The organism is Bifidobacterium sp. ESL0819 (genome assembly GCF_052606245.1).
Genome location: NZ_CP199587.1, coordinates 1,871,981 through 1,888,331 on the forward strand (window position 1 = coordinate 1,871,981; position 16,351 = coordinate 1,888,331).

Sequence of the window (16,351 nt, forward strand, 5' to 3'; positions counted from 1 at the left end):
TGTCTTTTTCCCATGGATTCGTCCTAGGCAGACGAAGACTCCCGGCTATCACGCTTACGGGCTTAATGGTGAATTTATCCCCATCCAGTTGGAGCGGACATCATTCGACCACATAGTTCCATGGGAATCGTTGCAAGATGGCTGCCATGATGAAGTTGACACATGTATAGGTCATCCTCGTCACCACCCACCCTGGGTCCCTTCCTTGCTCAGCCGTCCTACCTTGCCGATCCAGACACAGCCCAAGCCTGCCCCTGCCATGCGCGAGCAGCCCGATGCCGAGCCATGCTGTCCGACATGGCGCAACAGTCACGAACAACTCTGGTCCACCTGAGCGAATTAGCCGATCAGGCTTTGAGGGTCGACTGGCAAGGGCGGGCCTCTGAGACCTATAGAACCCAGATACGGGCCATGGATGCCTTCTGTCAGGATCAGCGTATCCAGGCAGGACGCACACTGAACCTGATCGATCAAGAGTGTCGGCCTTGAGGCGGACGATCACCGCCGCCCCCGATGCCAACGGCTATACACGCACCGAGCTGGAGCACCTGACCGGTATGGCGGACCGGCTCAACCAGGCAGGGAGTGCCCTGGCCACCATGCAGTCCCAATGGATTCTTACTAATCAGGCCATTCGCAGAACCATGCCAGGACTACCGGCCCTCCCCTGCACCCAGGCTGCCACGCCGCAGCCGGGTCACGCCCATCTGCCTCTGGTTCTGATGGCGACCTTCTGCAACGACCAGGCACAGGCCTGCGAAGACCTGCGCACCCGGCTTCAGTCTGTGGCCGACCGGTTGACCAAGGCCTACGGGCTGTATTCACAGGCTGAATCATTCATGGAAAGGCTGATCGGCTCCCTGATGTCCAAGGCCTTTACGGTCTGTCAGCCTATTGCCCCGCTCATGCTGGGAACCGCTGGAATAGGACTGGGAGCAGCCAAACTGACCGGCCACTTGGATGCCTCGCAATTCCAGGAATTTCTGGAGACTACAGCTGGCATCCATCAACCCCTGCTGACAGCCGTGGCTTCCGGCCTGTCCTCGGACCACCATGATCCCATAGGAGGATTGGTCACAGGCCCGGGCCTGCTGGTGCCCTTGATACTTGATCATTTTCAGGGTGACCAAATAGCAATGGATCCTGTTCAGCCACAGGGCAAGGGCTTGGGCGAGGCTCATGACATTTCCAGCGCTCTGAGCAATCTGGAGACCTTAGGTTCCTGTCGTGATGGCATTCCCTATGCAACCGTCGCCGTACAACGCTATCAGGAAGCCGACGGCAAGGATCGCTGGCTGGTATACATACCAGGCACCAGCTCCCATCTGGACTCCCCTATCGGCTGGGCCCAGAACATCCAGCTCATGAGCGACAGGGCTTCAGTGCGCGACAGGGCGGCCTCTCTGCGTCTAGTGGACCAGGCCATGAGGGATGCAGGGGTGCGGCCAGACGACCCGGTCAGCCTGGTGGGCCATTCCCAGGGCGGCATCGTGGCCGCCACCATGGCCACGGATCTTTCGGACCGCTACCGCTTCGATCACATCGTGACTGTCGGATCGCCCATCGCCCACCGCCAGATAGGTTCAGACACCTGGGTCACCAGCGTTGAGATGCGTGAGGAGCTGGTCTCCAGCCTTGATGGAGCCGACAACCCCTCCCGACCCAATCAACTGACCATCAGAGGAAGAGCAGGCGGACCTCCCCCTCCAGGAGGCAGTCAGACTGGCCGGACAGTGACCACTACCGGCCCCGGCAAGGAATCGACCCATGGCATGGCCTACCAGCATGCAGCCTGGAACGATGCCCGAGACCAGAACTCACCAGCAGTACGTCGTCAGGACGACCATTTCGCCCATGCCATCCGGGGCAATCTGCAAGAGACCCGCTACTACCGCGGCAGGCTGCGACGATGAGCTGGACACGCGCTCCGCCGGAAGCGCCCATGCCGGTTCCTGATGGTTGGCCCGGTCGTCTAGGCTGGAGGCATGAACCTGAGCCGAATTATCCCAGTCATCCCCCTCAATCCCCTAGACGGACGTTATCGCAAACAGACCGCAGGACTGGTGGACTATCTGAGCGAACCCGCCTTGAACCGCGAGCGCATACGGGTCGAGGTCGAATGGATGATCATGCTGGCCAATGGCTACCAGGGAAATGGCCAGCACCCGGTTCTGCCGGGCGTAGATCCTCTGACTGAGACGGAACAGGCCTACCTGCGAGCCATCCCTGAGGATTTCGATGCCGATGGCATCGACGAACTGGCGGGTATCGAAGCCCAGACCCACCACGACGTCAAAGCCGTGGAATACTACATCGACCGCCGTCTTGAGGCTGCGGCCACAGCTCTTGGCCCCAAGGCCCAACTCCCTAGGCTGGCGCCCCTGGTCCACTTCGCCTGCACCAGCGAGGATATCAACAACCTGGCCTATGCCCGCTGCATCCGAGGCGGGGTCGAACAGGTCTGGCTCCCCAAGGCCGACCGGATTGAGGATCATCTGGCGGCTATGGCGGAACAATACCGGGATTTGCCCATGCTCGCCCTGACCCACGGCCAGCCGGCCACGCCCACCACCCTGGGCAAGGAGATGGCGGTCTACGTCCACCGGCTGCATCGGCAGCTGGACAGAATCCGCAGTCAGGACTACATGGGCAAGATGAATGGTGCCACTGGAACGCTTGGCGCCCATATGGCCGCCCTGCCGCAAGTGGATTGGATCGATCTGACACGGACCTTCATCGTGGAGCGGATGGGCCTGGTCTGGAACCCGCTGACCACCCAGATCGAGTCCCACGACTGGCAGGCCGAGCTCTTCGGCAACATCGCCCACCTGGGCCGAATCCTGCACAACCTGGCCGTGGATGTCTGGATGTACATCTCCCGTGGCGTCTTCGCCCAGGAACCTGTCAAAGGCGCAACAGGATCCAGCACCATGCCCCACAAGGTCAACCCCATACGCTTCGAGAACGCCGAAGCCAATCTGGAAATCTCAGGAGCTCTGCTGGACACCCTGGCCACCACTCTGACCGAAACCCGCTGGCAGCGGGACTTGACCGATTCCACCACTCAACGCAATATCGGTTCGGCCCTGGGCTATAGTCTGCTGGCTCTTGACAACCTGGACGGTGGCCTGCAGACCATCCACCCGGACAAGGCACTGATGGCCCACGAGCTGGATGGCAACTGGGAGGTTCTGGGAGAGCCCATACAGACGGCCATGAGGGCCGCTGGACTGGCCGGACGCTCAGGCATGGATCACCCATATGAGCAGGTCAAGGAGCTGATGCGGGGCAAGAGGATCGGTCGGGAGGATGTCGAGCACTTCATCGATGGCCTGGATCTGGACCAGGACACGACCAGTCGGCTCAAGGCCCTGACGCCGGCAACCTATACCGGCACAGCCGGAACCCTGGTGGACTTCGATCGCGACTGACCATGACCCCGTCCCAGTCGACCATCTCCTCCGAGGACACCGATCCCGCCGACTCTGTGCAGGCAGACCAGGTCGTCATCCGTGATACCCCGCCCCGGCGGGTCCATGATGCCGAGGATCTGCTCCGAGCCTTGGCAGCTCTGATCCTGGGGATTCTAGTCACCCTGGCGGCGGTCTATCTGAAAGGCATAGCCGCAGGGGTCGAATCGGACATGCGCCAGGCCGGCAATGCCATGGATTGGCTCATGGACGTACCCACCGCCTTCCTTCAACAGGCAGTGACCGTGACCGTGGTTCTGGCCGTGCTTGTCCACCTGCTGATCAATAGGGAGTGGATCCAGGCCATCACTGCCCCCCTGGCCATGTTCCTAGGGTTTGGGCTGGTCCTGCTGACCTCGAACCTGATTCTGAAGGCGGGCAACCCGACCCTGATCGCCGCATTCAGTTCTCAGAACGCCATAGGTTCGCCCGTCCTGCTGCCTGACTTCTATGCTGGACTGGCAGCCTTCCTAAGCGCTGCAGGACCCCGTCGTCTGCGTAGCTCGGTCAAATGGGGATGGAACGCTCTATACATAGTGGCCGTCATCATGGTAGCCATATCCTCCAATTCGGCCAGCGGAGTCCTAGTCTCGCTGATCCTGGGACGGATCATGGGCATGGTGGTTCGATACGTGGCTGGCACACAGAACCAGGGCGCCTGGGGGCAGGCAGTGGTGCAAGCCATAGCCTCAATCGGCATCCACGCCGCGAGCCTGGAACGTCAGGATCTCAATCTGGACGCTGATGGACAGCCTCTGCCAGCCCTTGACGACGACCTTATCGAGGCCTCCCGCATCTACAAGGCTCGTGACAGAAACGGCCGAACTTACACGGTGTCGGTCATGGACGGCCAGCTGCACACCATAGGCTATCTGATGCAGCTCTGGCAGTGGATCAAGCTGTCCGGAGTCTCCATGCGCCGGGACCGGTCGGTCAGAAACTCTATGCAACACCACATGGCCATGCTCACTGAGTTACGGGATCTGGGACTGACTGCCCTTCACCCCTATGGCCTGGCAGAGAGTGCCGAATCCTCAATTCTGGTTTTGGAGGATGACGTCCATCTTAGGCCCCTGGAACCCGGAAGCCTGGACACGGACAGAGCCAAGCAGCTGATGGATTACCTTCGCCGGGCCAACGAGCGCGGCTTTACCCACCGCCGCATCCGACCAGAAACCCTAGCCATGGACCAGTCAGGCTCCGTGGTCATCGCCGGCTGGGAGAATGGCGACAGCGCCAGCTCCCAGGCCAACATCGCCCTGGACCGGATCCAGCTTCTCGCCCTGATAGCCACGATGATCGGCGTGGATCAAGCCATCACAGCCGCCCGTGCCTCCTGGGGGGGCAAGACACTGGCGGGACTGTCGCCATTCTGCCAGCTGGTGGCCATTCCTGCGCAGACTCAGGCCCTGCCCGGCTGGGATCGACAGCTTCTTACTGACCTGCGCAAACATCTGCAGACCTTGGCTCCACCTGAGTCGGTGGCTGAGACCGGCCAGGTAACCCTCTCGCGCTTCAGTCTGCGCAGCTTCGTAGCCCTGGCCCTGTTGGTAGTCGCTGTTGCCGTCATCATCACCCAGTTCAACCTGCCGCAGGTCATCAGTGCAGTCCGCAATGCCAACCCTTGGATGGCTGGACTCTCTTTCCTGCTGGGGTCACTGTCCTGGGTGGGCTGCGCCATCACCCTAGGAGTCTTCATCGACCCGGCCAGGCGCGACTTCAAGGGTATCTTCCTGTCCCAGGTCGCCTCCTCGTTCACCTCGGTCTCCATGCCCGCCGGCGTGGGGCCAGCATTCGTCAATCTGCAGTTCCTGCGACGGGACGGTTATGACAACACCATGGCCACGGCCATCATGAGCGCAGTGGTGGCCGTGCAGTTTGCGACCACCTTCTGCCTGCTGATCGTCATCGGGCTGTTTACCGGGCGCAACACCCTTTCCGGGATGATCCCCACCAACACCCTGGTCATCGTCATCGGGACGGTGGCCATCATCGCAGCCCTGATCATGGCCGTGCCTTACACGAGACGGTTGGTCATGGAGCGGCTGATGCCTATCGTAACCTCCTACGCCCGCCACCTTGTGGAGATTCTGACTCAGCCCAGGCAGCTAGTGGTGGCCGTCCTTGGAGCCGTGCTGCAGTCAGCCGCCCTAGGCATGAGTTTCTGGGCCGCCCTGATGGCCTTCGGCTGCCGGACCAACGTTTTCGAGACCACCTTCGTCTTCCTCCTGGCCAACACGCTAGGCTCAGCTGTCCCCACACCAGGCGGCCTGGGTGCCATAGAAGCGGTGCTCTTCTCTGCCTTCCGCCTGGCTGGCGTTCCATCGGGCGTGGCCATCTCGGCCACTCTGGTCTTCCGAGTAGCCACCTACTGGCTGCGCATCCCTCTGGGAGCCTTGGCCATGCGCTGGCTGAGCAGCCACAATCGCATTTGAAGGGCCCCTCGGGCAGTCTCTATCCCAAGGAGCTCAAAAATCACATGACGAAATGTCGGAAACCCCCGGAAAATGCGGTATTTGGGCCTAACCTGCGCTAATATCGGTCATTGACCGTTGGGCTTTCCCCAATCAAGCAGTGGGAGGCCCCCGAAAGAAGGATATTCTATGGCATACAACAAGTCTGATCTCGTGTCGAAGATCGCGCAGAAGTCCAACCTGACCAAGGCTCAGGCGGAGGCTGCCGTCAACGCCTTTCAGGATGTCTTCGTCGAGGCCATGAAGTCCGGCGAGGGTCTGAAGCTGACCGGTCTGTTCTCGGCCGAGCGCGTTAAGCGTGCCGCCCGCACAGGCCGCAACCCTCGCACCGGTGAGACCATCAAGATTCCGGCCAGCTATGGCGTGCGCATCTCTGCAGGTTCGCTCCTGAAGAAGGCCGTTGCCAACAAGAAGTGAAGCAAGCCTCTTCGCAAGGGCCTCGTCATCCATTCACGGATGCCGAGGCCCTTCCTTTTCCAGTAGATCCGACGATTGCCCGCCGCTGCAGACCGGACCCTATTTACGCGGCTCTGTGCCATCTTTCAGGAAATCCATCAGTGAGCGGTACCGGGGTGGGCCCAGATAGTCGAGGGGATCAGGCAGGTTCACCTCAACTCGACGTGAACCGCCCAGGACCAAGTGGCTCCAGTCGCATGACCATGAGCGTGTTCCCTGATCTGCGGCACGGACGAAGTCGCCACGCAGACGGGCCCGGGTATCCTCTGGAGGTCGGTCCATGGCGCGCCTCACCTCGGAGTCGTTGACCGGCGATTGCATGAGCCCATGCCTGACCAGACCGGCGTAGGCTCGTCCCGCGCTGAGATCGTGATAGTCCAGGTCCAGGGCATCGGCCAGAGCCCGTCCGGCGCCTCGTCGACTCAAGCCCTGGAGCAGCCGCAGCTTGGCTGCCCAGTCCACCCAGTCAGCCAAATCCTGCCAACGCCCTGCGTCCAACGCATCCAAGGCAGTCCTCCAAAGTTGAAGAACACGCAGGGCCTGGGGCCGACCGATTCCCGTATCCTCCTGCTGATCCAACAAGGTCTTGCAGGCCGACCAATAGGCCTCTTGCAGACTCAGAGCGCTGATGCCGCCGGTCTTTGTGGAAGCCTGCAGCTCCAGAGTGACGCGCCCGGTCCGGTCACGGCTGACGGCTCGTACAGCCGCACGTGGATCAGCTAGGGCCCAGTCGGCCAGGTCAGGCTGTCGGCCTTGGCGACATGCTTGCTCGATCAGGTTCAAAACCAAGTGGGTGCTAGCCATCTTGAACCAAGTGGCCAGCGGCGACCGGTTGGTATCCCCTACGATCACATGCAGACGCCGCCATCGTTCGGGATCAGCCAGAGGCTCGTCACGGGTGTTGACCATGGGACGGGCACGGGTGGTGGCCGAGGAGACCGCCTCATCCAGGAAGTCGGCCCGCTGGCTGAGCTGGAACCCATCGGGGCTCAGGCGACCCGCTCCGGTGATCAGCTGTCGGGTGACCAGAAAAGGGACCAGACAGGCTTTAATCATGTCCAAGGGGACTCGACGGTCCAGCAGGTAGTTCTCATGGCAGCCGAAGGCATGACCTTGGGCATCCACGTTGTTGGCAAAGACATGAACCCTCACAGGCCTGCCCAGATCCTCCGCAAGGCGCATCTGAGCGCGCCTTGCAAGGCCGGTCATCATCCGCTCACCGGCCAGCACCTGCGTCAGCGCCGTCAGCGGATCACGGGCCTCTGCAGTGGCATACTCCGGGTGAGAGCCCACGTCCAAGTAGAGTCGGGCGCCGTTGGACAGATAGACATTGGTGGACCCGCGCCTATCAATCAGCGGACGAAACATGGCCATGGCCACCCTGCCGGCAGCATAAGGGCCGCTGACACCGGTCAGGCTCAGCCCATACTCGGTCTCGATGCCGAATATCCTGTGAAAGTCTGAGCCTGTCCCCTGCCCGCCCCCCATGAATCACTGGCCGCCCTTCTGAACGAAGCCTTGCACATACTCCTTGGCGTTGGTCTCAAGAGTGGTCTCGATGTCATCCAGGACAGCATCGAGATCAGACTCAGCTGCCTGGTCCTGTTCACGTGCACCGGTCTGTGGCAGATCCTCTTCCTTCTCCTGTTGCTGCCCGACGGTCATGCGCCGTCCTTGCTGAGATGCCTCAGCCATGGTCGTTCTCCTTCCCGGCGCGGATCAGCGCCCGATGAGATAAGCGTTCAGATCCTCCGCAATGAGCCCGTTGGTGGCCACCACGTCGTTCCTGCCCTCCCAGCGCACATGCCCGCCGTCCCAGCGCCAGAGGGTGCCCTTGGCCTCACGGACCACGACAGCCGCCGCAGAGACTGCAGGGATGTCCCAGGAATGCAGAGCCGGTTCGAAGTAGGCATCATAACTGCCGTCCGCCACCCGGCACAAATCCAGCGAAACCGGGCCGACGCGCTTGATGTCGGCAGGCTTGCCGGCCATGCGCGAAACGATCTGCAGAACCTTTTCGGACTCGTTGGGGAAGTAGGACATGCCGAAGCTGACTACTGATCCATTCAGGGAGGTCATAGTGGAGGGAATGATCTTCTCACGTTTGTCGCCCACGATGGTACGTCGGATTCTGATGGCGCCCTCCCCCTTGGCGGCCAGATAGGTCAGGCCCAGCACCGGCGCATGGACGATGCCCAGGACCGGTGAAGCGTGATCCTTCTCATCCACGGCGAACAGGGAGATCGTCAGCGTCCATTCGGCCATGTTGCGCACATAGTTGACCGGGCCGTCGATATGGCCCAGGCACCAATAGCGGCCGCCTGGACAGCGGTTGCCGGCCTCTTCCTCCCAGAAGCCATCCATAGGGTCCAGGGCAGCGATCTTGGTCCGGCAGTAACGGATCAGACGTGTATCGATATCCGGCGTGAACTGAGTGCCCTGGCCGATGGCCAAGGTGGAGCGTGGATCGTGAGGGTTGATCTGGTCCTGGAGGGCATGACGGCCGGCCTCCACAGCGATGGTGGCGGCCTGCATGGCCAACTCGCGCAATTCCATACTTCTCTTCTCTTTCAAACGGGCGGTCTAGGCATTATCGACCGTGGCCCACCGGTGGTCGTCAGGTCGAGTATCGAACTATTCCATGCGCTATCAGCAGTATATGTCGCAGTCGTCCCGGATGGAGGCCCGTGTGTGCCCCAGCGGATCAGACAGATCCACAATCCTGGTCCTACGCTCCTCATCCGGCCCCTGCTCCTCAAGAATGACCCTACTCCAGGAGACGGCTCTGACCTCAGTAGGGCAACGGTGGAGCAGCAGGGAACGGCACCAGGCTCGGGTCTGCTCCGGCCCTCGGTCCATGGCCCTGACGACCTGGTCGGGATTGGCCAGCCGCAAAACGGATCCTCTGAGTCGCCAAGGCAAATCACGGCCGGGAACCACCCGCGCCCAAGCCAGATCCAGAGCCGCCAGCCGAGGATCCGACCAATCCGGTATGACTCGGCGACGGCGCAGTCGCTCCAAGAGCTGCCATTTGAGCAGCCATTCCAATCTGCCTGCCTGATCCTGCATGGCCAGACGGGCATCATCGTCGCCCGAACGCACTGCAGCCAGATCCTCGAGCACCTGCTTCCAGAGGTTTAGAACCCGGTTGTCAGTAAGTTCGGGCCGGTTGATATCCCGTCTGGCCTGGCGGACCGCATCCAGCAATGCCTTCTGGATGGTCAGCGCATCGGCACATCCTCCGTTTGCCAAGGCCAGCGGCTTTGTCAGGGTGGCATCTCGCGAAACCGTGTGCAGGGCCGATACCGGATCATCCAGCGTCCAGCGATCCAGCAGTTCATCGACCTGACCGGTCGAATCGCCCTCGGACTCCAGGAGTCCCAGCAGCAGATCAGTGGTCCCCAACTTGAGGACCAAGGGCGCGTCCAGCCGATTGGCATCGCCCACAATCACATGAAGACGGCGGCTGCCCGGACCTGCATGTGACTCATCCCTGGTATTGATGATCGGCCGCCCGAAGGTGGTTTGCAGTCCAATGCGGCTGGTCAGATAGTCGGCGCGCTGGCTAAGCTGAAAGCCGGCCTCTTCGCTCCTGGGTCCTAGACCCACTCTTCCCGAGCCGGTGTAGATCTGCCGGGTGACGAAGTGAATGGTCATCAGGGCCGCTACCCTGGCGAAGGGCACTGCCCTGTCCATAAGATAGTTCTCATGGGATCCCCAGGCCGCACCTTTGCCGTCTACATTGTTCTTGTAGAGGGCCAGGCCTCCGGCCCTGCCAGCGGCCTCAGCCATCATCCGATCGCCCGCGCGGTCCTGGACCAGCGCATCGAAGGCATTCACCGTTTCCGCCGAGGCATACTCAGGATGGGCATGATCCACATAAATCCGCGCGCCATTGGGAGCTGCCACATCGATCAGCCGGGCCTCGGGCGCATCAGTGAGCATGCTCGGAGCGGCAGCGGAACGTGGCAGCCGACCTCCCCTGGCGTCATTGACCGGATCCTCACTCCCATAGTCCCAACGGATGTGAGCCAAGTCCGGCTCAGCGGCAGCCCTCACCAGACGCAGAGCCAGCGTACGTGGATCAGCGCCTGGATCCTTGGGGTCGTCAATGGCATACTCCGTCTCGGTGCCCATGACCCGCCCTGTACTCATGACTGGCCCTCGGACCCGTCGACTGGGCGAACCTCCTGAACCTGCCCCGGGCGTAGTCCAGCCAGATCGGCCCAACGATCCGGGTCCTGGCCGCAAAGCTCCTCCAGAGTGTCCTGATATTGCCCACTGACCGCTCTCATGCAGAGCTCACGGTCAAGCCCCACCTGTCGACCCTGTTCGATTGAGGCCTTGACCGCCATGGTCTTGACCCGATCAACGAGGTTATGCAGCATAGCACCCGAGACCACAGACTCCAGGTAGAGAGGCTGCCAGCGGCCTGAGACATCCATGATCCTGCCCAGCAGGTGGTCATTATCCCGGGTAAAAAGCCCGTCGACCAGCACCTGGATCAGATCCTCCGGCCCGGCACCATCCTCCATGGGCATATCTGAGCCCAAATATTTGCCCAGGATGGCTGCCGACCTGGTCCTGTCGGGCCGGTCGATGCGGATCTTGACATCCAGCCTCCCTGGGCGCAGAACCGCCGGGTCAATCATGTCAATGCGGTTGGAGGCGCCGATGACCATGACCTGGTCCAGGGACTCAACACCGTCCAGCTCTGTCAGAAACTGGGGGACGATTGTCGTTTCCACATCCGACGAGATGCCCGATCCGCGAGTGCGGAGCAGGGCATCCATCTCGTCGATGAAAACCACCACCGGTCCACCCTGGCCTGCCAGACCGCGGGCGCGTGCGAACAGACGGCGGATCAGACGTTCTGACTCGCCCACGAACTTGTTGAGCACTTCTGGGCCCTTGACCGACAGGAAGACCCCGTGACCGTCGCTCTCCTGAGCCAGGGCGCGGGCCAGGGCCTTGGCGATCATGGTCTTGCCATTGCCAGGCGGCCCATAGAGCAGAACACCCTTGGGGGCCTGGAGCCCATAACGACGCATCAGACCGGCATGCTGGAAGGGCAGCTGGACTGCATCGCGGATACGCTCGATCTGCCTGTCCAAGCCGCCAATATTCGAGAAATCCACGTCAGGAGTCTCCTCCAGCAACATGTCGGCCTGATCAGACTCAGACAGAACGGCGAGGGCCAAAGAGCAGCTTTCGTCCATAAGCAAGGCGCTGCCCGCTTCGATCGGCTGGTTCTGCAGAGATCCTGCTCGTGCAGCGACGCGGGTCTGCCCGGAAGGATCCTCCACCAGCAGAGCACCGGATTCCAAGGTCTGCCGAAGCATGCGGACCTGCCCGGTCACCGGCTGATCGCCTACGCGCACCACTACCATATCGGCGTTGAGCAGAACCTCCTGTCCAGCCCTGATCCGTTCAGCTTGGATATCGGGCGCCAAGGGCACCACCATCCGCCTGGAGCCGTTCAGAATCAGCAGGCGGGCCTGCTGCACACCCTGACTGTCATAGGCGACAGAATCCACGCCCAGAGCGAGAGCGAGCGTCAAGGGCGGTTGAGCCAACTGGGCCAACTGACTCTTGGCCTTGGACAGCTCTTTAGCAGCTCTGGTCAGCGCCGCAGCCAAAGCACGGCTGCGCCGGTCCTCGGCCTGACCTAGGTCATTGGCTGGTTCAGTGCCGCTGGCTTGCTCATCGTCAGCATAATCGGCATCATCGGACTGCATGGCTTCCCTCCTTTGTCCATCCCCTGGAATCACAGCCCGGACAGAGCGGTTTGCCGGGCGAAGGGGCTCAACTGCAGCGGGCCCCATCCTCCAAACGAGCTCCACGAGCCCAGTCCGTGGCCTTCATGGCGCGCTTGCCGGCAGCCTTGACCATCTGAAGCTCCAAAGGCAGGGTCTTGGTGCCAACCCAGAGGTGACGACGACCCATAGCCAACCGGCCTGGCTCAAGATGCTCCGGAAGATCGGATTCGTCCCCTCGAGCGGGTGCCGCCATGAGCACGCTCAGTCCTGTCTGTCTGTCCTGAAGATCATCGCCCCGCTGGAACAGGCACCAGGCTCCCGGTTCCGGGCTGCAGGCCCGGACCTGCCGATCCAAGGCGAAGACGGGTACATCGAAACGCATGCGAGCATCCTCATGGGTGATTTTAGCGGCTACCTGGTAGGCGCCATGCGTCTGCTCCTTGGGTTGAATCCGGCCTTCCGAAAGGGCCTCCAGGCTGGCAGCCAGCAGGTGGGATCCATCCTCGGCCAACCGATCCAGCAGCTCGCCCGCGGTCTCGTGCGGACCGATTTCCACTGTGGACTGAGCCAGGATGGGGCCTTCATCCATCCCAGCCGTCAGGCGGAAAACCGTGGCACCAGTGATGGTATCCCCAGCCCATATGGCCCGCTGGACCGGAGCTGCCCCCCGCCACTGCGGCAGTAAAGAGAAGTGCAAGTTGTACCATCCGCCTTCCAAGGCATCCAGGACCGACTGGCGCAGGATCCGCCCGTAAGCCACCACGGCAGCACAGCGGGCACCAGTATCCTGCAGCCGCGCCGGAAAATCCGGGTCGGAGGGGTTGTCCTCAAGAACGGGGATCCCCAGCTTCAGGGCCTCAGTCTTGACTGGGCTGGGCTGCAGATGCCTTCCACGCCCCTGAGGCGCGTCGGGTCTGGTGAGCACGGCAGCAACCCGGAAATGCTCGTGATCGGCCGCCAGCAATCTCAGAGATGGCAAGGCAACCTGGGGTGTGCCCGCAAACAGCAATGTCATGACCATATCGGCAATCTCCTTTTCATCTGACGGCTTTGGGCCGCTGCACTTTCACTGCACCTGAGGAATATTCACCTCTGCTTCAATCAGAGCAGTGCGCAGCCCGTAGGGATCGCTGAATCGCAGACTGCGGATGCCTGCCTTGTTCGCACCGACTACATTCATACCCTTGTCATCCACGAAGAGGGTCCTGTCAGCCTGGATTCCGAACCGATCCAAGGCGTACCGGTAGATGGCCGGGTCGGGCTTACGCATATGGATAGGGCCTGAGACCACCACTCCATCCAGCCTATGCAAAAAAGAGTCGCCATCCCAAGCGTAATGGAAGAGTTCGGATCCCCAGTTGGTTAATCCCCAGACGCCCAGGCCAGCCGCTTTGAGATCCTCCACCAGCATGCGGGCACCGGGAACAGGGCCGGTCAGCGAATCGACAAAGTGGTCGCAATAATAGGCGAACATGTCATCCCATGGGGATCCGCAGTTGTCGGCTACCCAGTCACGAGCCTGGGCGCAGGTGGCTCCGCCGTCCATCATGTTGTTGGCCCGGTAGAAGCCGGACCGGCTGTCATCCAGCATGGCCTCGATGCTCCTGCGCCCGTATCGGGCCACCATGGCCATCTCGGGCCTCCAGCCGATCAGGACGTTGCCGAAGTCGAAGATAACCTGTTCAATGGGCTGACCCTGAGCCTGAGTCGCTTCCTGTTCAGCCTGGATCACATCTGCCTCAATCCGGATCTCGCCCGGCCATCCCTTCATGCCTCTCCGCCCTTCCTGAATCCGTTCATAAACGCCTCTGCCTACGCCCTCATGAAATCACGTCGCATAGACCCAGTGCATAGCCACTGGAGCAGCAGTCAGGTCAAATCCTTGGGGTCCATTCGGAAGTGCAGCTCTCCGCGCCCGCGGCCGGCCATGTACCTGGCCTGAGCCTGCTTGAGCTCATCCGCTAGCTTGTCCCGACGGCTAACGGGAACTCGAACCAGGGCCCGGACCCTATCCTGAGTTCCCTCCAGATAGCCAGTCTTCAGCGTGGAGGGCTGGGGCATGGATACGGGACCTAGCAGGGCTGGGACCGGCTCTGGACCTGTATCTGTCATCGCCTCCTGCCCCGGAGCAATCCCGACGGTATCCAGCATCCAGGCAACAGCCTCTCTTTCACCCCAGATCGCAGCCATGCCGACCGCAGGTGGCAAGGCAGTCAGACGACGGTCCTCCAGATCGGCGGCGGCCAGCACCGGTCCCTTCCAGGTCATCAGCGCCTGGGCCAGCTGCGGATCACTCTCCCCCAGCAGGAGCACCTGCCCCCCTTGAGCCCGGGAGCGACAGAAGGAGGCCACGCGCATCCAGGCTCCCAGGGTGTCCATACGCGCATCAACGCCTTGGGCATACAGGCTGGTCCAGGCATCCAGAATGGCCACGGCCCGGTATCCTTGCGACAGCCTGGGCAGATCCAGATCGCCAGTGTCATCATTTCCGTCATTGATGCTGGAACTGACCACCCTAGGCTCGGCCCCTGGGGTGGCGATGACCAGACTGGGACGATCCTGTACACGCTCCACCACCCCGCGGGGCTGGTTGGGCGAGGAGATGACGATGGGTACATTCCTGAAGAGCATGCGCAGCTCTTGAGCCGTTCCAGCGGCACCCACCCTGATCACCCGGAGCCGTGAGCCTCCGCAATCCGGGCAGGACCAGTCCGTCGCCGCAGCCCCGCACCAGGCGCATCGAGGCGCGCCAGGCCGCCGGGCACGCAGGGGCCCGGTGCAGCGCGGGCAACGAGCCTGATGATGACAACGAGCGCAACTCAGACTTTCGAAGATGCCGTCCTGCGGTATGGACAGCAGAACCGGGCCGCGCTCCAGGGCCTGGTTGATGACGGCGACGGCGGTATGAGGCACCCGGGCGCCCATGGTCGGGTCGGCCAGACGGCTCAGTTCCTCCCGGTTCAGCCAGCGGATCCAGGGGATCAGGGTCGTCACTGCAGACCGATCAAGCGTCAAGGCTTTGCCTGGTCCGGTCACCCCTGAGTCCGCCTCGGTGGCCTCGGGCAGACTCTCCCAGTGGGAACGTACGCTTCTGGCACGGGCCATGGCAAGAAAGACGCCGCCATGGGCACGCGCCCGCAGCCTCAGCACTCCGCGGGCGTTGGCATAGGGCATCATCCCATCGGCATACTGGTAGCTGGCATCGTCCATCAGTGCGAAGAGAGCAGGACCTTCCACCGGAGCGTACATGGCGGCCCGCAGCCCAATGGCGCAGCGGACCTGACCGGAGGCCAGCGCAAGGTAGGCCCTATAGCGCTCGGCGGGGGCCATGCTGCTGTCCAGAATGGCGAAATCACCGGACCAGCCGCGCGCCTCCTGCTGGCCTGGACCAACAGCGATCGTAGGGCCAAAGGGGCGCAGGCCCAGCTGCTGGAGCACTGCGGACAGGTGGGCCACCTGACGAGTGCCTGGCAGCACCATAATCGCCGATCGTCCGGCCAGCAGAGCGCTTGTCAGAACCCTGGCAGCCAGTAGGGCGGCCTGGTCCACACCGGGCAGAATGTCTGCCATAAAGGCGGTGAAAGTATCATCCTCCAGCGACTGGTCAAGCTTCTCCAGCCCCAGATAGCCCTGATCAAGCCTCTGTTTCAGATTCCTGTGTCGATGGGCCAGTACGGCCACCCAGGCAGGATCGGACGCCAATCGGGGCTGACCGGGAACCAGCTGCTGCTCCTTGTCGATGCGGGCTACACGAGGAGGCAGGGCCAGCCGCAGTATGTTGGCCTCAGTACCACCGTAGGCCCTGGCTATGGCGGTAATATCCGCGCGCAGGGAAGGCGATATCAGGCTGCGATCCAGCACCACTCGCTCCAGGTAGCGCAGGGAGGCGTGCGGAACCTGGCTGTCTGCGACGCGCTCCCAGATGATGCCGTTGACCCTGCGCGCCCCGAATCGAACGCGAACCAGGCATCCCGGCTGAGCATGGTCATTCTGGTCGCCGTCCACCAAATAATCGAAGGTCCCGCCCAAATGAGTGGCCTGCACATCCAGCACCACCCGTGCCACAGGAAATTCTTCAGCCGGTCGGCGCTGAGCTTTCTTTCGACTGCTGTTCGAACGACGGCGTGGGGCAAGACCGTCCAGGGCAGGCTGACTGACGGCCTGCGAATCCATGGATCCTCCCCTCGCTTTC

At 62.0% G+C, this 16,351-nt stretch carries 12 protein-coding genes; 4 read left to right on the forward strand and 8 right to left on the reverse strand.

The features are described from left to right. Window positions 1-485: 485 nt before the first annotated feature. From ACUIAD_RS07875 to ACUIAD_RS07890, 4 genes are all read left to right on the forward strand, one after another. Window positions 486-1,913 carry a PGAP1-like alpha/beta domain-containing protein gene (locus ACUIAD_RS07875; RefSeq protein ID WP_146208614.1) on the forward strand — a complete coding sequence of 476 codons (1,428 nt, stop codon included), beginning with the start codon at window positions 486-488 and terminating at the stop codon, window positions 1,911-1,913. Window positions 1,914-1,985: 72 nt separating this feature from the next. Continuing rightward, window positions 1,986-3,431, forward strand: a complete 1,446-nt coding sequence (gene purB / locus ACUIAD_RS07880; RefSeq protein WP_445343249.1) for an adenylosuccinate lyase — start codon at window positions 1,986-1,988, stop codon at window positions 3,429-3,431. Between the two features lie 2 nt (window positions 3,432-3,433). Beyond that, complete coding sequence (locus ACUIAD_RS07885; RefSeq protein ID WP_445343250.1) at window positions 3,434-5,905, forward strand: lysylphosphatidylglycerol synthase transmembrane domain-containing protein; 2,472 nt, start codon at window positions 3,434-3,436, stop codon at window positions 5,903-5,905. Window positions 5,906-6,073: 168 nt separating this feature from the next. Then, window positions 6,074-6,361 (forward strand): HU family DNA-binding protein, encoded by a 288-nt coding sequence (locus tag ACUIAD_RS07890; RefSeq protein WP_110452375.1) that lies wholly within the window; start codon window positions 6,074-6,076, stop codon window positions 6,359-6,361. A gap of 99 nt (window positions 6,362-6,460) precedes the next feature. On the opposite strand, the gene ACUIAD_RS07895 is transcribed toward ACUIAD_RS07890, so the two are convergent. From ACUIAD_RS07895 to ACUIAD_RS07930, 8 genes are all read right to left on the reverse strand, one after another. Further along, window positions 6,461-7,888, reverse strand: coding sequence for a proteasome accessory factor PafA2 family protein (locus tag ACUIAD_RS07895; RefSeq protein WP_445343251.1), 1,428 nt, complete (start codon window positions 7,886-7,888; stop codon window positions 6,461-6,463). A 3-nt stretch (window positions 7,889-7,891) separates the two neighbouring features. Further along, window positions 7,892-8,065: a ubiquitin-like protein Pup gene (locus ACUIAD_RS07900; RefSeq protein WP_445343829.1), complete on the reverse strand. Its 174-nt coding sequence runs from the start codon at window positions 8,063-8,065 to the stop codon at window positions 7,892-7,894. A 54-nt stretch (window positions 8,066-8,119) separates the two neighbouring features. Beyond that, the gene (locus ACUIAD_RS07905) at window positions 8,120-8,956 is read right to left on the reverse strand and encodes an inositol monophosphatase family protein (RefSeq protein ID WP_110452378.1); all 837 of its coding nucleotides are present in this window, start codon (window positions 8,954-8,956) and stop codon (window positions 8,120-8,122) included. Window positions 8,957-9,049: 93 nt separating this feature from the next. After that, complete coding sequence (gene dop, locus ACUIAD_RS07910) at window positions 9,050-10,555, reverse strand: depupylase/deamidase Dop (RefSeq protein WP_445343252.1); 1,506 nt, start codon at window positions 10,553-10,555, stop codon at window positions 9,050-9,052. Beyond that, window positions 10,552-12,138 carry a proteasome ATPase gene (gene arc, locus ACUIAD_RS07915; protein ID WP_445343253.1) on the reverse strand — a complete coding sequence of 529 codons (1,587 nt, stop codon included), beginning with the start codon at window positions 12,136-12,138 and terminating at the stop codon, window positions 10,552-10,554. The genes dop and arc overlap by 4 nt, the downstream gene beginning before the upstream one ends. Window positions 12,139-12,205: 67 nt before the next feature. Further along, window positions 12,206-13,180: a methionyl-tRNA formyltransferase gene (fmt, locus tag ACUIAD_RS07920; protein ID WP_445343254.1), complete on the reverse strand. Its 975-nt coding sequence runs from the start codon at window positions 13,178-13,180 to the stop codon at window positions 12,206-12,208. 45 nt (window positions 13,181-13,225) lie between these two features. Continuing rightward, window positions 13,226-13,930 carry an HAD family hydrolase gene (locus tag ACUIAD_RS07925; RefSeq protein WP_110452382.1) on the reverse strand — a complete coding sequence of 235 codons (705 nt, stop codon included), beginning with the start codon at window positions 13,928-13,930 and terminating at the stop codon, window positions 13,226-13,228. A gap of 98 nt (window positions 13,931-14,028) precedes the next feature. Next, on the reverse strand, window positions 14,029-16,332 hold the full coding sequence (locus ACUIAD_RS07930) for a primosomal protein N' (RefSeq protein WP_445343255.1): 2,304 nt from the start codon (window positions 16,330-16,332) through the stop codon (window positions 14,029-14,031). Window positions 16,333-16,351 lie beyond the last annotated feature (19 nt).